This window comes from Citrobacter sp. 21OH12SH02A-Citro (assembly GCF_027919895.1).
In the GTDB taxonomy this organism is placed as follows: Bacteria; Pseudomonadota; Gammaproteobacteria; order Enterobacterales; family Enterobacteriaceae; genus Citrobacter; species Citrobacter braakii.
In genome coordinates this window covers 3,550,876-3,575,235 of the sequence record NZ_CP114801.1, presented here as the reverse complement: position 1 = coordinate 3,575,235, position 24,360 = coordinate 3,550,876, and the positions used below count along the sequence as shown (strand labels likewise).

22 protein-coding genes are annotated in these 24,360 nt (G+C 54.8%); 7 read left to right on the top strand and 15 right to left on the bottom strand.

Annotation, left to right across the window (positions count from 1 at the left end):
• Window positions 1-28 precede the first annotated feature (28 nt).
• The 8 genes from copA to O6D90_RS17460 all read right to left on the bottom strand — a co-directional run bounded on the left by copA (window position 29) and on the right by O6D90_RS17460 (window position 9,945).
• Window positions 29-2,530 (bottom strand): copper-exporting P-type ATPase CopA, encoded by a 2,502-nt coding sequence (gene copA, locus O6D90_RS17495; protein ID WP_271143177.1) that lies wholly within the window; start codon window positions 2,528-2,530, stop codon window positions 29-31.
• Window positions 2,531-2,676: 146 nt separating this feature from the next.
• Entirely contained in the window at window positions 2,677-3,447 is a 771-nt protein-coding gene (locus O6D90_RS17490; protein WP_016155884.1) for a heme ABC transporter ATP-binding protein, read from the bottom strand.
• A complete protein-coding gene (locus tag O6D90_RS17485) occupies window positions 3,444-4,436 on the bottom strand; it encodes a FecCD family ABC transporter permease (RefSeq protein ID WP_016152096.1) in 993 nt (330 codons plus the stop codon). Before O6D90_RS17485 ends, O6D90_RS17490 begins: the two co-directional genes overlap by 4 nt.
• A 51-nt stretch (window positions 4,437-4,487) precedes the next feature.
• On the bottom strand, window positions 4,488-5,111 hold the full coding sequence (gene chuY, locus O6D90_RS17480) for an anaerobilin reductase (protein WP_016155885.1): 624 nt from the start codon (window positions 5,109-5,111) through the stop codon (window positions 4,488-4,490).
• Window positions 5,111-5,605 carry a heme utilization cystosolic carrier protein HutX gene (gene hutX, locus O6D90_RS17475; RefSeq protein ID WP_016155886.1) on the bottom strand — a complete coding sequence of 165 codons (495 nt, stop codon included), beginning with the start codon at window positions 5,603-5,605 and terminating at the stop codon, window positions 5,111-5,113. The genes chuY and hutX overlap by 1 nt, the downstream gene beginning before the upstream one ends.
• A gap of 3 nt (window positions 5,606-5,608) precedes the next feature.
• Window positions 5,609-6,955 carry a heme anaerobic degradation radical SAM methyltransferase ChuW/HutW gene (hutW, locus tag O6D90_RS17470; RefSeq protein WP_016155887.1) on the bottom strand — a complete coding sequence of 449 codons (1,347 nt, stop codon included), beginning with the start codon at window positions 6,953-6,955 and terminating at the stop codon, window positions 5,609-5,611.
• An 18-nt stretch (window positions 6,956-6,973) separates the two neighbouring features.
• The gene (locus O6D90_RS17465; RefSeq protein WP_016155888.1) at window positions 6,974-7,798 is read right to left on the bottom strand and encodes a heme/hemin ABC transporter substrate-binding protein; all 825 of its coding nucleotides are present in this window, start codon (window positions 7,796-7,798) and stop codon (window positions 6,974-6,976) included.
• A 2-nt stretch (window positions 7,799-7,800) separates the two neighbouring features.
• A complete protein-coding gene (locus O6D90_RS17460; RefSeq protein ID WP_016155889.1) occupies window positions 7,801-9,945 on the bottom strand; it encodes a TonB-dependent receptor plug domain-containing protein in 2,145 nt (714 codons plus the stop codon).
• A 290-nt stretch (window positions 9,946-10,235) separates the two neighbouring features.
• Between O6D90_RS17460 and cueR the strand changes: the two genes are divergently transcribed.
• A complete protein-coding gene (gene cueR, locus O6D90_RS17455) occupies window positions 10,236-10,646 on the top strand; it encodes a Cu(I)-responsive transcriptional regulator (protein WP_029139441.1) in 411 nt (136 codons plus the stop codon).
• On the opposite strand, the gene O6D90_RS17450 is transcribed toward cueR, so the two are convergent.
• From O6D90_RS17450 to O6D90_RS17435, 4 genes are read right to left on the bottom strand one after another with little or no spacing between them, the layout of a single operon-like run.
• Complete coding sequence (locus tag O6D90_RS17450; RefSeq protein ID WP_016155890.1) at window positions 10,643-11,359, bottom strand: DUF3142 domain-containing protein; 717 nt, start codon at window positions 11,357-11,359, stop codon at window positions 10,643-10,645. The two genes, cueR and O6D90_RS17450, sit on opposite strands and share 4 nt — an antisense overlap.
• The gene (locus tag O6D90_RS17445; protein WP_016155891.1) at window positions 11,329-13,473 is read right to left on the bottom strand and encodes a hypothetical protein; all 2,145 of its coding nucleotides are present in this window, start codon (window positions 13,471-13,473) and stop codon (window positions 11,329-11,331) included. The genes O6D90_RS17450 and O6D90_RS17445 overlap by 31 nt, the downstream gene beginning before the upstream one ends.
• Window positions 13,474-13,492: 19 nt before the next feature.
• Window positions 13,493-13,951 carry an NfeD family protein gene (locus tag O6D90_RS17440; RefSeq protein ID WP_016155892.1) on the bottom strand — a complete coding sequence of 153 codons (459 nt, stop codon included), beginning with the start codon at window positions 13,949-13,951 and terminating at the stop codon, window positions 13,493-13,495.
• Window positions 13,948-14,865 carry an SPFH domain-containing protein gene (locus O6D90_RS17435; RefSeq protein ID WP_016152106.1) on the bottom strand — a complete coding sequence of 306 codons (918 nt, stop codon included), beginning with the start codon at window positions 14,863-14,865 and terminating at the stop codon, window positions 13,948-13,950. Before O6D90_RS17435 ends, O6D90_RS17440 begins: the two co-directional genes overlap by 4 nt.
• Before the next feature lie 134 nt (window positions 14,866-14,999).
• Between O6D90_RS17435 and fetA the strand changes: the two genes are divergently transcribed.
• Entirely contained in the window at window positions 15,000-15,677 is a 678-nt protein-coding gene (fetA, locus tag O6D90_RS17430; RefSeq protein WP_016155893.1) for an iron efflux ABC transporter ATP-binding subunit FetA, read from the top strand.
• Entirely contained in the window at window positions 15,664-16,443 is a 780-nt protein-coding gene (gene fetB / locus O6D90_RS17425) for an iron efflux ABC transporter permease subunit FetB (RefSeq protein ID WP_016155894.1), read from the top strand. Before fetA ends, fetB begins: the two co-directional genes overlap by 14 nt.
• Window positions 16,444-16,521: 78 nt before the next feature.
• Here fetB and O6D90_RS17420 read toward each other — a convergent pair whose 3' ends face one another.
• Genes O6D90_RS17420 through tesA form a run of 3 tightly spaced genes read right to left on the bottom strand, consistent with a single transcriptional unit; the run spans window position 16,522 to window position 18,860 of the window.
• Window positions 16,522-17,376, bottom strand: coding sequence for a co-chaperone YbbN (locus O6D90_RS17420; RefSeq protein ID WP_016155895.1), 855 nt, complete (start codon window positions 17,374-17,376; stop codon window positions 16,522-16,524).
• Window positions 17,377-17,434: 58 nt separating this feature from the next.
• On the bottom strand, window positions 17,435-18,205 hold the full coding sequence (locus O6D90_RS17415) for an SDR family oxidoreductase (RefSeq protein WP_016155896.1): 771 nt from the start codon (window positions 18,203-18,205) through the stop codon (window positions 17,435-17,437).
• A gap of 28 nt (window positions 18,206-18,233) precedes the next feature.
• Window positions 18,234-18,860: a multifunctional acyl-CoA thioesterase I/protease I/lysophospholipase L1 gene (gene tesA / locus O6D90_RS17410; RefSeq protein WP_085951033.1), complete on the bottom strand. Its 627-nt coding sequence runs from the start codon at window positions 18,858-18,860 to the stop codon at window positions 18,234-18,236.
• On the opposite strand from tesA, the gene ybbA reads away from it, so the two are divergent.
• The 4 genes from ybbA (at window position 18,828) to O6D90_RS17390 (ending at window position 24,322) form a co-directional block, all read left to right on the top strand.
• Entirely contained in the window at window positions 18,828-19,514 is a 687-nt protein-coding gene (gene ybbA / locus O6D90_RS17405) for a putative ABC transporter ATP-binding protein YbbA (protein WP_016155897.1), read from the top strand. The two genes, tesA and ybbA, sit on opposite strands and share 33 nt — an antisense overlap.
• Window positions 19,511-21,925: a putative ABC transporter permease subunit YbbP gene (gene ybbP, locus O6D90_RS17400; protein WP_218731460.1), complete on the top strand. Its 2,415-nt coding sequence runs from the start codon at window positions 19,511-19,513 to the stop codon at window positions 21,923-21,925. The genes ybbA and ybbP overlap by 4 nt, the downstream gene beginning before the upstream one ends.
• Before the next feature lie 187 nt (window positions 21,926-22,112).
• Window positions 22,113-23,246, top strand: a complete 1,134-nt coding sequence (locus O6D90_RS17395) for a porin (protein WP_016152115.1) — start codon at window positions 22,113-22,115, stop codon at window positions 23,244-23,246.
• A 245-nt stretch (window positions 23,247-23,491) separates the two neighbouring features.
• The gene (locus O6D90_RS17390) at window positions 23,492-24,322 is read left to right on the top strand and encodes a MetQ/NlpA family ABC transporter substrate-binding protein (RefSeq protein ID WP_016155899.1); all 831 of its coding nucleotides are present in this window, start codon (window positions 23,492-23,494) and stop codon (window positions 24,320-24,322) included.
• Window positions 24,323-24,360: the final 38 nt, after the last annotated feature.

Sequence of the window (24,360 nt, the reverse complement as noted above, 5' to 3'; positions counted from 1 at the left end):
TCCGTTCAGAGCGCCATCCGGTAAAGGCTTACTCTTTAGGTTTGAAGCGCAGCAGTCGATTAGCGTTGCTCACCACGGTAATGGAGGAGAGCGCCATCGCCGCCCCGGCAACGACCGGGTTGAGCAGTGTTCCGGTGAACGGCCACAAAATCCCGGCGGCAACGGGGATACCGATGCTGTTATAGATAAACGCGCCGAGCAGGTTCTGCTTCATATTGCGCAGCGTTGCCCGGGAGATAGACAGCGCATCGGCAACGCCCATCAGGCTATGGCGCATCAGCGTAATCGCGGCGGTTTCAATCGCCACATCGCTGCCGCCACCCATGGCAATCCCTACGTCAGCCTGAGCCAGTGCAGGCGCATCGTTGATACCGTCACCGACCATGGCAACCTGACGCCCCTGGCTCTGCAGACGTTTAATTGCCTCGGCTTTACCGTCAGGCAGAACGCCAGCAATCACCTCATCAATACCCGCCTCTTTGGCAATGGCGTTGGCGGTCGTTGGGTTGTCGCCGGTGAGCATCACCAGACGATACCCGGCGCGGTGCAGACGCTGGAGTGCTGCCACGCTGTCGCTACGCAGAGGATCACGTACCGCTAACAGCGCTGCCGCTTTACCGTCAATCGCTAACAGTACTGGGGTTGAGCCTTGGGAAGCCTGAGCGGTGATTTCAGCCTCCATTTCAGTGGTATCTACCTGCTGTTCATTGAGCAGCGCCTGGTTTCCCAGCAGCAGCGAATGACCTTCCGTTTCGCCACTGACGCCTAAACCGCGCAGCGTACGGAAACCGTTGACCTGCGGCAGCGTGACATCACCTGCTTTGTCCAAAATCGCCCTGGCTAACGGGTGGCTGGAACCCTGTTCAAGGGCCGCTGCCAGACGAATTGCCAGCGCTTCGTCGGTATTGCCAAACGTTTTGAAGGCGACAACCTGTGGTTTGCCTTCAGTTAGCGTCCCGGTTTTATCAAACACGATGGTATCGAGCGTGCTGGCGCGCTGCAGCGCATCGGCATCACGTACCAGCACCCCAAATTCAGCGGCACGCCCGACGCCGGAAATAATCGACATCGGCGTTGCCAGACCCAGCGCACAAGGGCAGGCAATAATCAGGACGGTGGTGGCGATTACCAGCGTATAGACAATCTGCGGTGCCGGTCCAAAGAAATACCAGATAGCCGCACTGACCAGCGCAATGGCGACCACGACCGGAACGAACACCGACGAGATGCGGTCGGCCAGTTTGCCAATCTCCGGTTTGCTGCTTTGCGCCTGGCGCACCATACGAATAATGCGCGACAGCGTGGTGTGACTGCCAACAGCGCTGGCGCGGAACAGCACGCTACCGTCCTGTACGACCGTACCGGCGTGGACGCTATCGCCTGCGCCTTTTTGCTGTGGAATCGGTTCCCCGGTCAGCATGGCCTCATCCAGCCAGGCTTCACCCTGAGTGATTTCGCCATCAACCGGAACGCGGTCACCGGTGGTCAGGCGCAGCAACATTCCAGCCTGCACCTCTGCCAGCGGCACGTTCTTTTCACCTTCGTCAGTGACGACGCGTGCGGTCGGCGGTGTCAGATCGAGCAGTTTTTCCAGTGCTTTAGACGAGCGTTGGCGAGCCCGCGCTTCCAGCATGTGTCCGAGGTTAATCAGACCGATAATCATGGCACTGGCTTCATAATAGAGGTGTCGCGCTTCCATCGGGAACCATTGCGGCCAGAGGTTGACGCTCATGGAATAGAGCCATGCCACCCCCGTACCCAGCGCCACCAGCGTATCCATGGTCGCGGTGCCGTTCATCAGGCTTTTCCACGCATTGCGGTAAAAGTGACCGCCCGCGAAAACCATCACGGCAAGCGTTGCCAGACCAATCATCAGCCACAGGCTGCGGTTGTCGTCGCTCACCATCATGTTGTCGCCAATCATGCCCCATACCATCACCGGGATACCCAGGAGCAGCGCGACGGCTGCCTGCCAGCGAAAACGTTTCATGGTTGCCACGGCGGTTTCTTGCTGACGTTCGCGACGCTTAGCATCATCTTCAATCGCTTCTGCGCCGTAGCCCGCTTTTTCAACCGCTTGTACTAAATCTGCGGCGGAGGCACTGCCCATTACCAGCGCAGTGCGTTCCGCCAGGTTTACCCGTGCCTGCGTGACGCCCGGTACACTTTGCAATGCATTTTGTACGCGGGTCACACAACTGGCGCAGCTCATGCCGTTTAACAGCAACTGTTGGCTGTCATCATCAGCCGTAGCTGCCGGAAGCTCGGAAGGGACCGCTGCCAGTGCTTCCGACGGGATTGATGACTCCGTCAGCGGTTTAGCCTTTGGGTGGCTTAACTCCGCGCCGTAACCGGCTTGTTTAATGGTTTCAATCAGCGCTTCTGCGCTGGCGCTCCCGGTAACATGCGCTTCTGTCACGGTGACATCCGCTTGCTCAACGTCCGGACGTTGTTCCAGACTTTCTTTAACGCGTTTTACGCAGTGACCACAGGACAGGCCGTCCAGGGTTAGATCGATTGTTTGAGACATAACCAACTCCTTTTTTGCAGGATTAACTGACTGTGATAAAGGTTAAACCTTCCAGCAAGGGGAAGGTCAAGGGCGTTTTTAGAAAAGGTGAAAAAAGGGTGTAAAGGGAGAAAAACGGGAACGCCACGTCAGGGGTTCCCGGTCTGTTATTGATTGAGGACGATAATTGGCGTTCGATGCTTCGGTTCATTTATGACCGTGAGATCGGCACCGTACAGCGCGTTCAGCGACCGTTGCTTCAGAACATCCTGCGGATATCCGTTATCAATTATTCTGCCGCGCTCCATCAATACCACGCGGTCGGCATAGCGCGCCGCGAGGTTGAGATCGTGCAGGACGCAGCAGACGTTAAACTGCCGTTCACGCACCAGACGACGTAGCAGACGAAAAAGGTGCTGCTGGTGGTGAATATCCAGCGCGGAGGTGGGTTCATCAAGAAACAACCATTTCGGCCCAGGCTCGGGCTCCCAAAGCTGAACCAGCAGGCGCGCCAGTTGTACCCGCTGTTGTTCTCCTCCCGACAGATGCCGGTAATCGCGTGCGGCCAGCGTCTGGCAATCACACAATGCCATGATGTACTCCGTTTCATCGCCCGTGTTGCGCGTACGATACGGATGTCTGCCCATGCGAATGACCTCCTGAACGCTAAACGGGAAGGCCATATGACTATTCTGGCGCATCACGGCACGGGTTTTTGCCAGCTCGGTGATTGACCACTTGTCCAGCGGCTTGCCAAACATGCTACAACGCCCACTGTGGGGCTGCAGATATCCCGTAAGCTGGCGTAGCAGCGTCGATTTCCCGGCTCCGTTCGGGCCAAGAATCGCGATGATCTCTCCATCAGGTAGCGTCAGGGAAACGTCGTCGGTCAGTCGTCTTCCCTGAATGTGGTAGACCAGATTTTCAGCGACGATCATGACACCCTCCGGCTACGCAGTATTAACCACAGGAAATACGGTCCACCGATCAGGCTGGTTAACAGGCCAACGGGCATTTCGGCTGGCTGAACAAGTGTGCGGGCCAACGTGTCGGCAATCAGAAGTAAACAGGCACCGGCCAGCGTAGAGCAGGGAATCAACCAGCGATGATCGGCACCGGTCGTCATTCTGATCAGATGTGGGATCACCAGGCCAATAAAACCAATTACGCCGCTGACGGAAACCGCAGCGCCAACCAGGAGCGAACTGAGCAACAGCAACTGCTGCCGCTTACGTTTGACGTTTACGCCGAGGTAATGCGCCTCTTCATCACCCAACTGCAGTAAATTAAGCGTTCCCGCCATGCAGATGGTTACAACAATGGCTGGAAGAACAAACGTGCTGGCAACCAACAGCGTTGGCCATTGGGCCTGGCCGAGATTTCCCATCATCCACAATGTAAGTTGACGTAGCTGCTGCTCGTCGCCCACATAGCTTAGTACGCCAATAGCCGAACCGCACAGGGCATTGATAGCGATACCGGCTAACAGCAGTTGCATCATTCCACCGTGGTTATGACGCTGGCTTATCAGGAAAATAATCGTGCAGACCACCATGCTGCCTGCGACGGCAAAAATCATCTGCTCATACAGCACCAGCACTACGGGGAACGAAAATGGGATAACTATCGCGATGCCGACCATCAGCGCGGAGCCGCTGCTGACGCCAAGCAGGCCAGGATCGGCCATCGGATTGCGAAAAAGTCCCTGCATGATGACCCCTGCCGTCGCCAGCGCAGCACCGACCAGAACGGCCAGCAGCACGCGAGGCAGGCGGATGTTTAACCAGATATCACGATATTCGTCGTTGAACAGAGCGCTGAAGCTAATGTTCAGCGCCCCCTGGCTGGCACCGAAGAGCATCAGAGCAACCAGCAAAAGAGAAAGACCCGTCAGGATGCTGACGGAAGAAAGCGAGTCCTTAAGCACGTAACGCTCCATAACGTCTTTGCGGCGCGGAGTTCCCGCGCCGTGAGGGGTTTACGCGGGTTTCAGTCCCGGCTCAACCAAACTGTAAATCTGGTTATTAAGTGCTGGCGCAGTGGCCAGTTCGTGAATATGCTTCGCAACATCTGCACGCATTACAAAGCCGTGACACTCCTGAGCCTGTATTCGTTGCGCCTGGCAGGTGGCTGCACCGTTCAGCAAACCGCCGGGGCGGAGAATGGCGTAGTCCAGTCGACTGGTTTGTAGCCAGCTTTCAGCCAACGATTTTTCGCGTACAGCCTGACCAAATGCGGCCTTTGCGCGTGAAGAAAGAAAAGGCCAACTGTCACCGCAGCCGAGTGAGGTCACCAGAATCATGCGCTTGATCTCCGCTTTTTCTGCTTCATCAATGACGGTTCTGTGCGCCAGATAATCCTGGGCGCCGCCCATGGAGGAGATCACCGTGGCATGTTGACCCGCTGCGCGACAGGCACAGGCGGTGACCTGACTATCGCAGGCGTCGCCGATGAAGACCTGCACACCTTTTTCCTGCAACCCTGCAGCGACCTGTGCGTTGCGAACGACAACAATCACCGGACGTTGTTCCGCCAGTGCGAGTTCAAGCGTTTTCGCACCGACGCCGCTACCACCCGCACCAAAAATGAGCCATGGAGCCATCAGGCATGTTCCTTTAAAGATGAAGACAACGCGTGAAAGGCGCTGACCTGTTCGGCCAGTAACTGTCGATGTTCATCCCGACCGAGGAAAATTTTGAACATCGCGCTACCCGCCTGGTTAAAGAAGAGAATGGACGCGGTGTCCATTCCCATAAATTTGCGTTCAATCAGGGCAATATGCGTACAGTTTTCTGCCTTGATATGACCGGTCATGCCTTTTTTGCCGCGCAGGTTGAAGTAGCCATGACGGTGGAATCCGGAAGGTAATTCCCCGGTGAATTCCAGAATGACATCAGCAGTATGGACCAGGGTGGTGACTTTGCCCCATTCGCTGACGGTTTCCCAGACAGTATCAAATTGATCGCCGGAAACCAGCGTCGGGGAGGGGAGGTTTTTCACCACCTCCAGCAGCGTGGTGTTGTACTGGGCAGCGATAGCTTCCAGCGTACCGTCCGGTTCAGTTTTCAAAAAATCCTGTAAAGAGACATGGCTCATAATTCACTCCTGGTATGGTTGTTCTACCGCAATGCGCGGCGCGTTAAGTGCCTGAATAAGTTCATCAAGAGACTGCAAAATATTGCTCGCCCAAAAACGCCCTTCATTGGTCAGGCGCACGCAGGTGCTGGCATCTCGCGTCAGTCCTGCGTGATGCCATTGGGTCAGTAGCGGGGTTAGTTTTTGTGCATGAGGCGTCAGTTCATCCAGCGGGACGCGGGCCGTTTCAATGCCCGCCTGGAGAGAGTGTCGCCACTGGAAACCACGCTCGGCGGTACGCATCATCATCATTAGCGGTTTTTTCCCGGCTGCGATAGATTCATGCCATGTCGTCAGATTGCGCTCGACCATCCAGGAATAGCCATTGACTGATCCCCCGGCGCCTGAGCCGAATGCCAGACAGTCCGCTCCCTGTTTAATCAGCAGGTTGTACAGATTGCGTTCACGCGTGGTACGCGCCCAGTGGCTGTTGCTGATGCAGCGCCAGCCCGCGCTGTCCATGAAATCGCAACCCTGAAGATAGAGATCGCGACGTTCGGCGGGAGAGGGAACGGTTGTGCGCCCGGTTTCAACTGCTTTGCCAAGCGGTGTATTGGGGATCAGGTTCAGCGCATAAAGATCTACGCCGTCGAGGCCGATGTCACGGGCAATCGCCAGATCGTCGCCCCACAGTTTTGCATCTTGTCCTGGCAGACCAAACAACAGATCGCATACCACGGCGGCACGATCCCGTTTTACCAGCCCCTGCATAAAGGCAATTGCGGTCGGGCCGTCTGAGGTGCGCGCCATTTTCTTGCGGATCCGGCTGTTAAAAGATTGAATACCGATCGAAAACCGATTGGCGCCAGCGTCAAGGCAGGCATCAATTCGCGCATCGTCAAAATTGAGCACTCGTCCCTCAATGGTAATTTCGCAGTCCGGTGCCAGCGGTAACTTTTCACGCAGCGCGGTGATGATTCTGCCCAGATCCCGTGCTGACAGCGCGGAAGGCGTACCGCCGCCAAAATAGACGGCGTGAATTGGGGCTGACTGATGTAATGCGCTATCGGCTTCCATCTCGATTTCGCGCAACAGCGCGTTGGTGTAGCGGGCGCAGTGATCTTCTTCGAACCGGTTTTGATAAAAACCGCAGAAAGTACAATGCGTTGCACAAAAAGGGATATGCAAGTACACCAGCCGTTTACGCGGCGGGGTAGGCTGGCTGATAACATCCTGCCAGGTTTGTGACAATAGCTCTTTGGCAATCGGGATCGCCCCGCGCCATGGCATTGTGGCGCGGCGATCCTTAAAGGGCTGACTTCCCTCAAGCGCAAAATGCGCGGTGAGATCCAGGGAGTGTTCAGTTTTCATTCTTTTTTATAAATCCAGTTAGTGAGGCCAGAATTGCTGGTGCAGGGCTTCAACCGCATCGGCGACGCGAGGCCCCATTCCCAGAATCAGCGCCTGGTCTACCGCCACAATGCGCTGGTTTTTCCAGGCCGCAGTGTGGGTAATACCGGCAATCGCGCTCAGACGAGCCAGATCGCCATCCACCATTTGCGACGTCACCACGATCACCTCCGGGTTGGCGGCGATCAGCGACTCCGCGCTGTAACTTTTATACTGCACGTGGGTGGCGACATTTTGTGCGCCTGCAAGGGTCATAATGGCATCGGCAACGCTGCCCTTGCCGGCGACCTGCGGCGCGCTGCCGCCAGCGGAGAGAATGAACATGGCTTTGACCGGCGCATTTTTCGCCGCCACGCTGTGCTGAACACGATCCAGACGTTGATGCAGGCGATTGACCAGCGCTTCACCTTGTTCAGGAATGCGCAGCGTTTGAGCCAACTCCCGAATGTTGGCGTACATCTGCTCGACGGTGGCCGGTACGCGCGGCAATGTAACGACGTTAACTTTCTGCGCCCGGAGCTGATCCAAAACGATTTGAGGGCCTGCATCCTGCCAGGTGATAAAGCTGTCTGGGTGCAGCGATAAAATGCCCTCGCTGCTTAACTGCTTCCAGTAGCCGATATGCGGGAGTGCGGCAGTTTCAGGTGGGTACGAGGTGGTTTCATCGACGCCAACCACCCGGTTGCCGACGCCCATGGCGTAAATCAGTTCGCTAAGCGAACCGCCCGCCACCACCAGGCGGTCAGCGGACTGGGCGCTGAAAACACAGGCGAGGCTCAGTAAGCCAATCATGAGTTTTTTCATCGTCAGAAATTCCACGCAAAGCCAACAGCGGCATTGAAACCAGCGTCTGGGATAGATTCATGCGCGGTTCTGTAACGCTTGTCGGTCAGGTTGTTGAGCGCGAGGTTGACCTGATACTGGTCCTGCGGACCAAACTCGGTGTTGAATGCGAGGTTAAGCGTGGCCCAGCCTGGATAGTTTATTTCCGTGGTGCCGGTATTATCTTTGGCGCGGGACGCCGCGCGAATAAAGACATCGGACGTCACGTTAGCGGCATTCATCAACCAGGTATGTTTCAGGCCAACGCGCCCGGTCAGCGTGGGTTCGCCGGTATCCCAGGTTTTTATGGTGTTGCCTTCGTATTGACGGCGAATGAGATTACCGCTCAGGTAGGGTGAAACCGCCCAGCCGTTGTATTCTGCGGTTAATTCCATGCCCCAGGTTTTGGCACGATCGATGTTGTCGTAGTAGTAATAGCCGCCGCGGGAAGAGGTGGTGTTGCCGTTGCAAACGGGTTGGCCTGAACAGGCCAGACTGGCGATATAGTCTTTGGCTTCGGAGTAATAAATAGCGCCGTCAATCAGCCACATATTCCCTTTATACCGCGCGCCCAACTCATAGTTATTTGAGTGTTCCGCCTTCAGGTTTGGGTTGCCGTAGGTAACGCTGCCGCCGGCGGATGTCTGCATGAACAACTGAGTAAGTGTGGGGAAGACATAGCCCTGGGCGTATGCAGCCCGAAGTTCAAGATCTTCAAAGCCGGAATAGCGCAGGCTGGTCGAGGTCACCAGTTCATCATCGTGAACGGAATTTCCCCCGGTGGATTGCCAGGTGGTGCCGCTGCTTTGGATGGTTTGCGTATCGTTGCGATTGAGTTTCGAAGACAGCCAGTACTGGCGTGCGCCCACGGTCCACGTCCAGTCATCGGCAAAGCGCCAGTCGTTTTGCGCGAACAGTGAGGTGTTGCTTTGTTCCGCTTCGTTATATGACAGGGTACGGGTTTGCGTATCGAAGAAGCCGGTAGCCGCGGTCTGGCGCGTACTGCCGTCCGTGTCCTGTTTTATTTTGTCATGCTGATACTGAGTGCCAATCACCAGCGTGTTGTTTGCCGGAAGGGAGATATTGCCCTGCAGCGTTACACCCTGGGTATATTGTTTGTCGTTGGTATTGGTTTGATTGCTTACCGTCAGCGCTTTAATCATCGGGCTGGGGATAATCTGGGTCGTTTTGACCCGGTTTTCAAATTTGCGCTCTATTGTCTGGGTGTATGCGTCAAAATGGATGTTCCTCAGGTAATCCCCGTCGGCCGCGTAGTCGTAGAAAAGACCGATTTTCTCGCGTTCCAGCTTAGGAATTTTGACGCTAAAGTCGTCGAACTGACCTTCGGGATCGTCAAACCAGGTTTGAGTGGATAGCTTATAACGGTCGAGTGAGAGCCCAATTTTGTGGCGATCGAGGTTGTAGCCAAGCCACACTCCCTGACCGTTATTACGGAAGTTGGTGTCGGGCAATCTTCCGTCAGGTGTATCGCGATCCCCCTGGTCGGAATAGCTGCCATTGATGCGGTAGTCAAAGTTACCGATGCTTCCCCAGGCTGCCGCTGACTCTTCCCATCCTGCCGTTGCGGAGTTATAAACAGCCTTAACGCTACCACCCAAAGGCTTATCGCCGCCTTTTTTGGTAATAAAGTTCACGACGCCGCCAATTGCCTGCGAACCATAGAGGACAGAATAAGGGCCTTTGACCACTTCAATACGTTCCAGCGCGGATTCGTCAATCAGTAAACCGGCTCCGTAGTTTTGTCCGGCACGTTGGTAGCTGACGACCTGGCCGTCTATCAAAATCAGCACCCGCGAAGAAGCTTCGCCACGGATACGAATTTGTTTCCGACCTGCGAGAGCGTTATCGGTAACTTCGACGCCGGGGATATCTTGTAAATCATCAGCAAGAGAAACGCTGGTGGAGTTTTGTAGCGTCTGGCGATCGATAACCTGAATGGTTGCCGGGCTATCCCAGAGACTACTTTCTGTGCGGTTAGCCGTAACGATCACCGTATCTTCGTCGGACGTTGAACCGTGTGTTGGAGAGGTCGCTGCAAAAGTAGCGCCGGACATGCATAATGTCAGGGCTGAAAGAATAAATGGCCTTTGGTTAATCCGTGGCAACATAAGAGAACCTTTATTGAATGTAAATGATCATCATTATCATTCGCGTTTGTATATAAAATTGTTTCCCTTTGTTCAAGATGAAAGGTGCAGAACCGATACATCTTTTGATTTGAGTCAATTTTGCGTGGTCAATAAATGCTGAAATGTGATCTGAATCGGATATAACAATGTGAATTAAAAGGATTTGTGCATCGCTGTGATGGTGGGAAATGCGCGGGGTTCTTGGGTAAAGGATTACGGCAATGTGGGCTATAATGTGGCTCAGTACCAACAAGATCAGCGGGGGAAATGTGAATATTAGCGATGTTGCGAAAAAAACCGGTTTAACCAGCAAAGCGATACGCTTTTACGAAGAAAAGGGGTTAGTGACGCCGCCGCTGCGTAGCGAAAATGGCTATCGCACATACAACCAACAGCATCTGAATGAGCTTACGCTGTTACGACAGGCACGACAGGTTGGTTTTAACCTGGAAGAGTGCGGCGAGTTGGTGAACCTGTTTAACGATCCGGCGCGTCACAGCGCAGATGTGAAAAAGCGTACGTTAGAAAAGGTGGCGGACATTGAGCGCCATATCAGCGAGCTGCAGGCTATGCGCTTGCATTTGTTGGCGCTGGCGGAGAGTTGCCCTGGCGATGACAGCGCTGAATGCCCGATTATTGATAATCTCTCCGGCTGCTGCCACCACAAAGCGAAGGCTTAACGGGGTGGCGGATTGAGCATAAACACCACCGTGCCGCGGTACCACGGTGATTTCTCAAGCTGCGCTTCAGCCTGCGGGTCCCGGCTACCGTTTTGTACCAGCCCCAGCTTAAATGGAATGCGCAGACGACTGAGGGCGGGCAGATACGCCTGATAATTCGGTACCGTGTGACGCCCCTGATAGCTCTGGACCACCAGTTCATCGACCGCCAGCGCGTTCAGCGTGGCGACGTCGCCCGTTTTTGCCCAATCCAGTAGTCCGGTTACGCCAAGTGCAAACTCGGTCGGTAGCCGTTGGCGTAACTGCTGCAGAAAGTAGGCGTAATCGGCAAGCTGATGGGTCGCCGCGTCAAAATCAACCTGCAGGCCGATGACGTGATTTCCGGCCGCCTGCCAGCGTTGCATCAAGCGTATGATGCGCGCCGGGATCTCCTCCGGTACGTCGAGTGTGGTAAAGCGCACGGTCAACCAGATAGAGGGGAAAGTCAGGCGATTAACCGGCAGCCCGAGACGCTGGAACACCACGTTACCTGAACGAACCAGGACTTCGCCCTGATGCAGATAGACTGTTTGTGCGTTTTTCAGCTCGTCACTGGCCTTCACTCCGGACCATAGCCAGAAGGCCGGATGTTCACGGGCGGCGACGATTTCCGCCGCCTGTGCCTGGCCGAGTAGCAGCGCAGTTACCAGTAGTATTTGAGTTTTTGCGCCCACGGACTTCCCGGATACTGCGTTTTCAGTTGGGTGAACCAGCCTTTACGCTGTAGTTTATCCACTTCCTCACCGCCGCACTCGTTAGAGCCTGACGGCGCATAGCACATGATGGCGCGATACAGCGCAAAGCTCTTATCTTCAACCTCTGCTTTTGGCGATGTGATCACCTGCTGGTAGTAGCTTTGCCTGTCGAACTGGCCGAACGGTTTCTTGCGCGAGATTGCTGATCCAAGCACATCGTTGCCGGAACTGTTTTTCCATAAATCAACGTGGGTTTGCGTAGTGCGGAAAAATTCGCCTAAGCAGTTCAGGGCGTGGGCATCATGCGCTTGTTTGCTCAGAACCGTTACCGTTTCATTGAGGCTGCGACAGGTATAACCGCTCTCGGCAGAGTCGCCGTTCCAGTCGAAAATACTCAGATTAACGTCATCAAACGCTTCGCCAATGACCGGCGGCGTAATGGCGCTGGCCAGTTTTCTGTCATTCAGCCAGTCGTCAAAGCGATGCTCAGTGAGATCCCGCACCAGCAGCGTATGCAGGGCGATGGTACGCTCTTCGTTATTAGGACCGTGGACGGCTTGCTGGCGCAGTAGTTCAGGCGTGGCCTGGGTTTTCAGCACCTGCGAGCGAAAGCGCAGGTTAGTTACTGCGCTTTCTGGGGCGAAAATTGCCGCCACGTCGCCGCTATAAACCAGCGTCGCGGCTAGCTTAGCCTGCACATACTGCTGCTGTTCATTGTCCTGGCTGAGCTTCAGCAATGTCTGCCAGAAATCACGTGCCGTGGGCCATTTCTGCTGGCCCATCAGCGCTTCGCCGTACAGCACCTGTTCGCTGAAGGCCAGCGTATCGTGGGCCGGAAGTTTCTGCGCTGGGGTAACTGCCGAAATAATCGCCGCGTAGTTGCCCGTTGCCAGCCACAGATTCAGCTGCAGATCGCGCCATAGCGGCAGTTTTTGGCTCTGCTCAAACACCGGTTTGCTGGCGTCAAGCTGGGCCTGCGTCAGCGTTGGTTTGTTGTTGTTATTCAGGCGCAACGCGCGCAGCAGTTCGATATAGCTGACAAGCGGCGCATCGGGGAAAGCCTCCACCACGGACTGTTCGTAGAACGCCATGCCGTAGACATTATCGTATTCGATGACGATCTCACGCAGTTGCTGTGCGTCAGCCGATTGCTGAAGCGTCTGCTCATACAACCCCGCCAATTGCGGCCACGCCTGTAAATACCAGTTGATACGACGCAGCATACCGTGCGAGGAAGCGGCGTACAGGCCTTGCGGGTAGTGTTGCAGATAGGCTTGCGCCAGCGTCTGAGCCTGAGAAGCGTCCTCGCGGTTAATTTTTGTGATATCAAAATCGCCGTACTCGCCCACGCTGTTCTGGCTGCTTTTGTTCAACGCCGCACGTATCAGCATGTATTGCGCGGTCTCAGCCAGCCACGGACGATCGCTTTTGGCTAGCTGAGCGAAATCCTGTTCGGCGCTGGCATAATCACCGGCATAAAAACTGGCGGCCGCTGCCAGATAGCTTTTGTAGGACTGAGCTGGAGAATCTGCCGGGAGAGTGGCAAGCGATGACTCAATCTGCTCGCGGGTTGCCCCGGATAACAGTCCTGTGCGCGCCTGGGCCAGGGCCTGACGCTGATTTGCCGTTAACGTTGAGTCGGCCAGCAGTGCGGCAAAAAACGCGCTGACGCTCGCGGTATTGTTCGAAACATGACGGTTCTCAAGCTCAGCGTCGTTGACGTTTATTTCGTCTGCGCTAATGTTCAGTTCGGCTATCTGTCGGGACAGGGGGCTGTCTTCGGCAGATACCTGCGCTGCGGCTGGCTGCGGGGCAATGTCATCCCACTGCGGATGATACGCAAAATAGAAATCGCGGGAGCGGGTGATGTCCGCCGGCATCGACTGCACCGGCAGAGCAAATGATTTCTCCTGGCTCAGCAGCCGCAGCAGGTTATCACGGCTGTCGTTTTCCGGATTGAAGGTGGGGGTGCCTTTCAGCAGGCAGCTGTCGTCGCTCCATTTGCAGTCTTCCATATCGAAAGAGGCGAATACCTGCGGGGCGGCGACCAATAATGAGCAAAGGGCAAAGGCAAGGGGTGTCTTCCTGACCATAGTCTTATTTCCTGTCTTTTTAGTGTGATACCGCTGTAATAATCAGGGTAATTCCCTCAACGGCAATAACTTCAACCTGCGTTCCGGCGCACAAATCGTCGCGGGCGCTGACGGGCCATGAGCTGTCGCCGACGCGCATATGTCCGCGGCCATTGACCAGGGCGGTTTCCAGAATAAATCGACGGCCAACCAACTGCTGCCCGCGCTGGTTAAGATGGCTGTCGGCGGGTTTCTGATCTTGTACGCGCCTTGCCAGCCACTTCCACCACAGCCAGGCCGCCAGCAGGGTGAGTACGGCGAACATCGCCCCCTGCCACGCCCAGTCAAGCGGGATAAGCCACACCACCAGGCCGGTAATCACCGCCGCCACGCCGCTCCACAGCAGATAGCCGTTACCGCCCAGCATCTCGGCGGCGAGTAGCAGACCGCCGAGGCTGAGCCAGAAGAAGTGCGGGTGCACCAGAATCATCGCTATCATGATTTTTTCCGTTCGCTGGCGCTGTCTTTCACCAGTTCGGCTATCCCGGCAATGGACCCCATCAGGCTGCTGGCATCCAGCGGCATCATCACCACTTTGCTGTTATTCGACGAACCGATGTGTTGCAGCGCTTCGGTGTATTTCTGCGCCACGAAGTAGTTCACGGCCTGAATATCCCCGGCGGCAATTGCCTCCGAAACCATCTGCGTCGCGCGGGCCTCGGCTTCTGCGGAACGTTCACGCGCTTCAGCCTGTAAAAATGCCGACTGGCGTTCACCTTCCGCTTTGAGGATTTTCGACTGTTTCTCACCTTCGGCCTTGACGATTTCTGCCTGACGGATCCCTTCCGCTTCAAGAATATAGGCGCGCTTGGTTCGTTCGGCTTTCATCTGCGCGTTCATGGCGTCGATAAGTTCTGCTGGGGGACGCACATCGCGGATTTCAATACGGGTGATTTTGATGCCCCAGGGATTCGTGGCCTCGTCAACGATATGCAGCAGGCGCGTGTTAATGTTGTCGCGCTGGGAGAGCATTTCATCGAGTTCCATCGAGCCGAGAACGGTACGAATGTTGGTCATGGTCAGGTTGATGATCGCCAGTTCCAGGTTGCTGACCTCATAAGCCGCTTTTGGCGCGTCGATCACCTGAATAAAACAGACGGCATCAATCGCGACGTTGGCGTTGTCTTTGGAGATGACTTCCTGAGAGGGGATATCAAGCACCTGTTCCATCATGTTGATCTTACGACCGATGCGGTCCATGAACGGTACAACAAGGTTTAAACCCGGTTGCAGGGTTTTGGTGTAACGGCCAAAACGCTCGACCGTCCACTGATATCCCTGCGGGACGATTTTGACGCCAGCACCGACGATGACCAGCGCGACAAAAATGAGAATAGGAATAAAAATGAGCATTGATGAAACCTCCTGTTGTGTTGTCCTTTACTGCCTCATTAGTCAAATTATACCCGATTTATCAGGGTGGGCTCCCCTATAATAAATTACAGGGATAGACTGTCTGCACGAAAGAGGTAAAAAAGGGATTGGTAATGGAAGAAAGCAGCATTCTGCTTCAGTTAAAAAATGTCGCATGGCAGGCAGGGGCGACGCAGGTTCTCAATAACATCTGTTTTAATCTCCGGGCCGGAGAATTTAAGCTGATTACCGGCCAGTCTGGTTGCGGTAAAAGTACGTTACTCAAGATAGTGGCGTCATTAATTAGCCCGACTGCCGGTGAAATTCTCTTTGAGGGCAAGGAGATAAACACTCTTAAGCCTGAAACATATCGCCAGCAGGTTTCTTATTGTGCGCAAACGCCCGCGTTGTTTGGTGACACCGTTTACGACAACCTCATTTTCCCCTGGCAAATCCGCGATAAACGTCCGGAGCCGGATGTGTTTCTTGCCGATCTGGCCCGTTTTGAGCTACCCGAAACGATCCTCAAAAAAAACATCAATGAGCTGTCTGGCGGCGAAAAGCAACGCGTCTCATTAATTCGTAATTTACAGTTTCTGCCAAAAATCCTGCTGCTTGATGAAATTACCAGCGCGCTGGATGAAGCCAATAAACGGAATGTGAACGAATTAATTCACCACTATGTTCGCGATAAGAATATTGCTGTGCTGTGGGTGACGCACGACAAAGATGAAATTAATCATGCGGATAATGTCATAACCCTTCAACCGCACGCCGGGGAAATGCAGGAAGTAAGCAATGAACGAGCATAATATTACCAATGAATCACTGGCGTTAGCGATGATGCTGGTGGTGGTCGCGATACTGATCAGCAACAAAGAAAAACTGGCGCTGGAAAAAGATATTCTCTGGAGCGTTTGCCGGGCGGTGGTTCAGCTTATTATCGTTGGTTATGTGCTGAAATATATTTTCGGCGTTAACCACAGCATTCTGACCTTATTGATGGTGCTGTTTATCTGTTTCAACGCGGCCTATAACGCGCAAAAGCGCAGTAAATATATTGATAAAGCTTTTCTCTCGTCATTTATCGCCATCACGGCGGGGGCGGGGTTAACGCTGGCGGTGCTGGTTCTGTCAGGCTCTATCGAGTTTACCCCAATGCAGGTGATCCCAATTTCCGGCATGATTGCAGGCAATGCGATGGTTGCGGTAGGGCTGTGTTACAACAATCTGGGGCAGCGGTTTAACAGCGAACAGCAGCAAATTCAGGAAAAACTCAGCCTCGGTGCGACGCCGAAAGTGGCCTCCGCGCCGCTGATTCGCGACAGTATTCGCGCTTCGCTGATCCCGACGATCGATTCAGCGAAGACCGTGGGACTGGTGAGTTTACCGGGGATGATGTCCGGGTTGATTTTTGCAGGTATTGATCCGGTAAAAGCGATTAAGTATCAGATTATGGTGACGTTTATGCTGCTTTCGACCGCCAGCCTGTCAACCATTATCGCCTGCTACCTGACTTATCGGAAGTTCTATAATTCACGTCACCAACTGGTGGTGACGCATTTGAAAAAAAACTAATGGAGTACCGGATGGCGCGGGCCTACGGGGAGATTGTAGGCCCGATTAGCACAAGCGCCATCAGGCAAATGCAGCGGATTAGTACAACAGCGCGTACAGCTGGCGGCGGTATTTCGAGGCCAGCGCATCGCCGGTGCCCAGTGCGGCAAGGATCTCCTGGAAGGTTTTACGCGCCTGACCGTCGGCTGCAGTGAGATCTTTCTTCAGGTGACTGAACAGCAATTCCAGTGATTCCTCGTTACGTCCGACCTGATGTAACTGAATGGCCAGTTGAGTTGCCAGCGCCGCATCCTGTGGATTGCTGGCGACCTGCTGCTGCAACTGTTGGATTTCAGGCGTATCAGCCGCCTGCTTCAGCAGTTCGATCTGTGCCACCAGGCCCTGATAACGGGTGTCCTGATCCTGCAACGGGATAGTTTTCAGTACCGCTTCGGCTTCGTCAGAACGGTTCAGGGCGATTTGCGTTTCCGCCAGCAGCAGGCCAATTTCGCTGCTCTGATTGGAGATCTGCCAGGCTTCTTTCAGCAGCGGCAGCGCATCAGCGTGATTGCCGGCTTCGATGAACTCGATCGCCTGGCGCGCTTTCAGCTCTTCCTCGCTCGGCAACACTTTCTCCAGCAGCGCGCGAATAACTTCTTCCGGCTGCGGGCCCTGGAATCCATCTACCGGCTGACCGTTCTGGAACAGATAAACCGTGGGGATCGCGCGCAGACCAAATTGGGAGGCGATGATCTGCTCGGCGTCGCAATCTAACTTGGCGAGAATAAACTGACCGTTGTACTGGGCAACAAGGCTCTCCAGTACCGGCGTTAATTGCAGACAATGCTGGCTGCGCTCAGACCAAAAATAGAACAGGACCGGCGTGGTCATCGACTGTTCAAGGGTCTGCTGGAGGTTCGATTCGTTAATGTTAACAATATTCTGTGTGGACATGGAGTTACTCTCTTTTGTCGATTTCTTGTTACATGGGGGCTGACGCGCGTGCTTCAACTCAACCGTGTAAAATTTTGTCCATTATGCGGCCTGGCAACAGGCGCTTCAGTAGCATAACTGCCCAGGTCACCAGCGTAACCGGATAACGCAGCTTGGGTTTGTCGCTCTCAAACGCATGACGCACTTTGGCGACAACCGCTTGTGGCTCCAGCGTAAAACGCGCGGCAATTCCGGGGTTTTCCACGGGAGCATCGCTCTGGGTCTGGTTGACGTTTTCGGTAAAGCGGGTGCGAATAGGGCCAGGCTCAATCAGGCTGACCTTAATCCCGCTGTGGCGCAGCTCCATACGCAGCGCGTCGGACCAGGCTTCCAGCGCATATTTGCTGGCGGCATAGGCCCCGCGCCCCGGCGTTGAGATCAATCCCATTACCGACGAGGTCATCACAATTCGTCCTTCGCCGTGGGGTAGCATGGCGGGTAACAGGCGCATGGTAAGCTGATGTGCGCCAAAGAAGTTGGCGGAAAACTGCTGTTCCATCTGCTCGCGGCTGATGGTGGGCAGTGGGCCATAGACGCCGTATCCGGCGTTGTTAAAGATCCCATACAAACGATTATCGGTCAGGGCGATCACCTCATCAGCCGCGCGATCTACGCTCTCGGGTGAATCCAGATCCAGCAATATGCCGGTGAATCCCATGCTGTTCATACGCGCCACATCGTCAGATTTGCGACAGCCCGCCAGAATTTGAAAACCCTGGCGCTTTAGCTCAAGCGCGCTTTCCAGACCGATTCCGCTGGAACATCCTGTTATTAAGACCGATTTTTGCATAACTTTACCTGTCAGGATCTCCGTTGTTTTACGAGTCGTGATTTACTAGAGGAGTGAGATGTTGCGCCATCCAGTCGGCAATAAACGGCTGGGCGTCACGGTTAGGATGAATACCATCATCCTGCATCCACTGGGGTTTCAGATAAACCTCTTCCATAAAAAAGGGCAGCAGAGGTATATCAAACTCTTTGGCGAGTTTTGGATAAATCGCGCTAAAGCTTTCATTATAACGGCGACCGTAGTTTGCCGGCAGACGAATTTGCATCAGCAGCGGTTCGGCATTTGCTGCTTTCACATCCTGCAGAATCGTGCGCAGGGTTTGTTCGGTTTGCGCAGGCGCAAATCCGCGCAGACCGTCGTTGCCGCCAAGTTCGACCAGCACCCAGCGCGGCTGGTGCTGCTTCAGTAATGCAGGCAGACGGGCCAGACCCTGCTGCGAGGTGTCGCCGCTAATACTGGCATTCACCACCGGCGTTTTGGTTTGCCATTTATCATTAAGTAGCGCAGGCCACGCGGCGCTGGCGGACATACGGTATCCGGCGCTCAGGCTGTCACCCAGAATTAATAACGTGTCCGCTGCGGCGGCGCGGAAAGTTAACAGGACCAGGAACAGGAAAGGCCAATGCCAGCGGAAAACATTGTTGAAGTTCATCATCTTAAGAAATCCGTCGGTCAGGGTGATCATGAGCTATCCATCCTTACCGGAGTTGAACTGGTTGTCAAACGCGCCGAGACCATTGCGCTGATTGGCGAGTCGGGTTCAGGAAAATCCACACTGCTGGCGATCCTCGCCGGGCTGGACGATGGCTCCAGCGGTGAAGTCAGCCTGGTGGGGCAGGCGCTGCACACCATGGATGAAGAAGCCCGGGCACAGCTGCGGGCGCGACACGTGGGTTTTGTCTTCCAGTCATTCATGTTAATTCCGACCCTAAACGCGCTGGAAAACGTCGAGTTGCCCGCGTTGTTGCGCGGCGAAAACAGCGGAAAAAGTCGCGACGGGGCAAAAACGTTGCTGGAGCAACTGGGGCTTGGAAAACGTCTTGATCATCTTCCGGCCCAGCTTTCCGGCGGGGAGCAGCAGCGCGTGGCGCTGGCGCGGGCGTTTAACGGTCGCCCTGACGTGCTGTTTGCCGATGAACCGACGGGCAATCTGGACCGCCAGACTGGAGACAAAATCGCCGACCTGCTGTTTTCTCTGAACCGGGAACATGGCACCACCCTGATTCTGGTGACCCATGATTCTCAACTGGCGGCGCGTTGCGATCGGCGTTTACGCCTGGTGAACGGACAGTTGCAGGAGGAGGCATGATTGCACGCTGGTTCTGGCGCGAATGGCGCTCGCCTTCATTACTGATTGTCTGGCTGGCGCTGAGTCTGGCCGTGGCCTGCGTGCTGGCGCTGGGCAATATCAGCGATCGTATGGAAAAAGGGCTGAGCCAGCAAAGCCGTGAGTTTATGGCGGGAGATCGGTCGCTGCAAAGTTCGCGTACCGTGCCGAAAGCGTGGATTGACGAGGCGCGACAGCGTGGCCTGAAAGTGGGCGAACAGCTGACCTTTGCCACTATGACCTTTGCCCGGGATACGCCGCAGTTGGCGAACGTCAAAGCGGTGGATGATGTGTATCCGATGTATGGCACGTTGCAAACCAATCCGCCGGGACTGAAACCTCAGCCAGGCTCGGTGCTGCTGGCTCCGCGTCTGATGGCGTTGCTGAACTTAAAAATCGGTGATTCCATCGACGTGGGTGATGCCACGCTGCGCATCGCCGGGGAAGTGGTGCAGGAGCCGGACGCCGGTTTCAATCCGTTTCAGATAGCGCCGCGCCTGATGATGAACATGGCGGATGTCGAAAAAACGGCGGCGGTCCAGCCGGGGAGCCGGGTGACCTGGCGCTATAAATTTGGCGGGACACCGCAGCAACTGGAAGCCTATGAAAAATGGCTGCTCCCGCAGTTAAAGCCTGAACAGCGCTGGTATGGGCTGGAGCAGGATGAAGGGGCGCTGGGGAAATCACTGGAGCGTTCGCAACAGTTCCTGCTGCTGTCGGCGCTGCTAACGCTGCTGCTGGCGGTCGCTGCGGTTGCCGTGGCGATGAGCCATTACTGCCGCAGTCGTTACGATCTGGTGGCTATTCTGAAAACCCTTGGCGCGGGCAGAGCACAGTTGCGCAGGCTAATTGTTGGTCAATGGCTGATGGTGCTGGCGCTGTCTGGCGTGACCGGAGGGTTATTCGGGCTGTTGTTTGAACGTGTGCTGGTGGTATTACTTAAGCCGGTACTGCCCGGCGAACTGCCGCCTGCCAGTCCCTGGCCGTGGCTATGGGCATTAGGCACTATGACGGTCATTTCTCTGCTGGTGGGGTTACGCCCTTACCGTTTGCTGCTGGCGACTCAGCCACTGCGGGTACTGCGCCGTGACGTGGTGGCAAACGTCTGGCCGCTGAAGTTTTATTTGCCGGTGGTATTGATAGTCGTGATTGCCCTGCTCACCGGACTGATGGGCGGAAGTCCGCTGCTGTGGGCCGTGCTGGCCGGAGCGGTAGTGCTGGCGCTTTTGTGCGGGGTGCTCGGCTGGATGCTGCTCAACGTGCTGCGTGGCCTGACGCTCACCTCGCTGCCGCTGCGTTTAGCTGTCAGTCGGCTGTTGCGCCAGCCGTGGTCAACGCTCAGTCAGCTGTCGGCATTTTCGCTTTCCTTTATGTTGCTGGCGCTGCTGCTGGTACTGCGTGGTGACCTGCTCGACCGCTGGCAGCAGCAAATGCCGCCGGAAAGCCCGAACTATTTTCTCATCAACATTGCCACCGAACAGGTGGTTCCACTCAAGGCTTTCCTGGCTGAGCATCAGGTGATCCCGGAATCGTTCTATCCGATTGTGCGGGCGCGTCTGACGGCGATCAATGAGAAGCCGACCGAAGGCAATCACGATGAGGCGCTGAACCGTGAGCTTAATCTGACCTGGCAGGATACCCGACCGGATCATAACCCGATCGTTGCCGGAAGCTGGCCGCCAAAAGCGGGCGAAGTCTCGATGGAAGAGGGGCTGGCGAAACGGCTGAACGTCAAACTTGGCGATCGGGTGACCTTTATGGGCGATACCCAGGATTTCAGCGCCACGGTTAGCAGTCTGCGCAAAGTGGACTGGGAAAGCCTGCGCCCCAACTTCTTCTTTATCTTTCCCTCCGGCGCGCTGGACGCTCAGCCGCAAAGCTGGTTAACCAGCTTTCGCTGGGAGAACGGCAACGGCATGCTGACGCAGCTTAACCGCGAATTCCCGACTATCAGCCTGCTGGATATTGGCGCAATCCTCAAACAGGTGAGCCAGGTGCTGGAGCAGGTGAGCCGGGCACTGGAGGTGATGGTGGTGCTGGTTACCGCTTGCGGTATGTTGCTGCTATTGGCGCAGGTCCAGGTCGGAATGCGTCAGCGTCATCAGGAACTGGTGGTCTGGCGCACGCTGGGCGCGGGTAAGAAGCTATTGCGTACCACGCTATGGTGCGAGTTCGCCATGCTCGGAATGGTCGCCGGACTGGTGGCTGCCATCGGTGCGGAAACCGCACTGGCGGTGCTGCAAACCCGAGTGTTTGATTTTCCGTGGGAGCCAGACTGGCGACTGTGGGTCGTGTTGCCGCTTTGTGGGGCATTGTTGCTCTCGCTATGCGGCGGATGGCTCGGTTCACGTCTGCTAAAAGGCAAAGCGCTGTTCCGTCAGTTCAGTAGTTAATTCATATTCGTGATGATTACGCACCGGTTTTTTAAATCGGTGCGTTTTTTTATCTATGTAGCACAAATTGATAACTCATTGATATTTAACAGCACAGAACAATAAAAACCCGACAACACGAGTGTATTAATAAACGTTAATATTTGTATGCTGAATAATTGGCAGGCTATCTATCAAGGTACAAATAATGACTATAAAAAAAACGGCGCTGGCGGTATCGATCGGCGCAGCAGTGGCATTAACGACGTTCGCCTCCCAGGCGGAAATCACGGTCCTGAAACAAGATCCACAGGCGGGCAACCCGCTGAGCCGTCTTAACTTCACCGTCGGCGGGAGTATTCGTCCGCAGTTCCAGAATATGGCCGGTGACGATGGTAAGAATGGCTACAAACGTAATGGTTTCGACGGCGGGACGCGTTTTCGCTTCGCCGCTGATTACTATCTGTTTGATGACATCAGCTGGGTGAGTTATTACGAGCTGGGCGTAAACTTCCCGGCAATGTTCAACTGGGATAATCACTATGCTAACGGCGCCAACGATACCACGCGTCGTATGTTGTACACCGGTCTGAAGAGCGCGACCTGGGGTACGCTGACCTTCGGTCAACAGAACAGCATTTACTATGATGTGGTTGGTGCGAAAACGGATATCTGGGACTACGACATGATCGGTCAGGCACCAGGTAACGGTATCAATGGCGACTATGACGGTTCCTATCGTACGCGTAAGTCACTGAAGTATAAGAAAACGGTTGGCGATGTTGATCTCTACGCATCTTATCTGTTCAGCGATGATTACAACCCGAACAACGGTCTGCGCTACAAGCGTAAAGGCGGTGGCTCGCTGGGTGTGGATTATCACATCACCGATGACCTGACCTGGGGTACGGCGTGGAACTACACCCGCGCGGAAATGCGTGGCGACACCAGCAAAACCTACGATCAAAACATCGTCGGTACCGCGCTGAGCTGGAAACCGGACAACTGGACCTTCTCGATGGGCGGCGGTTGGTATCAAAACTTCATGACCACCAAAAAAGTCTCTGTTAACGATTACTTTGCCGGTGATGCCTGGGGTCTGGAATACTTCGCGGGTTACACCTTCCCGGTTGGTCAGTATGCGCTGAAATCCGTTCAACCCTACGTTATGGGCGACCGTATTGAATACGTGAATGGTCGTAACTACCTGCGTACCGACAATGGTGTGGGTATCAGCTTCCAGCTGGACTACGGTTTCCGTGTGGATTACGAACACGTCTTCACCTCCAGCACCGACAATCTGGGTGATATGAACCTGGTTCGTCTGCGTTACGATTTCTAAGTCAATTTCCCTGCCAAAACCGGGTAACCAGAAGGTTATCCGGTTTTTTACTATCCTTTGCTGAAAAACGCATTAGTACCTTCAACGTACATTCAACGACATATCCCGCAACATCATGAAATAATTTCAAGGACAGCAGGTTGTGATCTGTGTCATGTTAACAATCAGCCTGTTAACAGGCCAACAAGAACAACGCCGCAAGAACGGCGTGAGACATGACACCACAACGTTAAAATGGAGAAATTATGGGATTGCGTCAGAGTTTACGCGTCGCGACCGGAGCGCTGTTACTGGCCTGTGGATTACAACTTGCTCATGCGAACAGTGACCCGCATACCATCGTGTTTGGCGTCGCACCTGGGCCGTACGGCGATATGGTGAAACAGGCCATTGCCCCTACGCTGAAAGAGAAAGGCTATAAGGTAGTGGTGCGCGAATTCAGCGACTACGTGCAGCCGAACATGGCGCTTTCCAACGGCAGTATTGATGCCAACTTGTTCCAGCACTCGCTCTACTTTGACAAATTCACCGCTGATAAAGGACTGAAGCTGAGCAAGCTGATTGTGGTCCCGACGGCCGGGATGGGTTTTTACTCACATAAAATCAAAAGCCTGGATGAGTTAAAAAAAGGGGATGTGATCACGCTTTCCAATGATCCAACCAATCTGGCTCGCGGTCTGCGTTTCCTGCAGTCTATTGACCTTATTACCATCAAAGACACTATCGATCCGACTAAAGCCTCTGAGCGCGATATCGCCAGCAACCCGAAAGGGCTGGTGTTTAAACCGCTGGAAGCGGCACAACTGCCGCGTACCCTGGACGGTGTGACCGGCGCGCTGGTCAACGGTAACTTTGCCGTGGCGGCGAAACTGGATCTCGCCAGTGCCATCAAGCAAGAGCATCTGGACGAAAATCTGAAAAATATCATAGCGGTTCGCAGTGAAGATGCGGATAAACCGTTCGCGAAAGATATTGTGGCGGCGGTGAAATCTCCGGCGTATCGCGCGGTGATCGACGATCCGCAAAATATCTACAGCGCCTTCCAGAAACCGGAATGGATGTCGGCAGCCCAATAATCGCTGCGCACAAGGTTAACAGGGGCAGCGGCGACTGC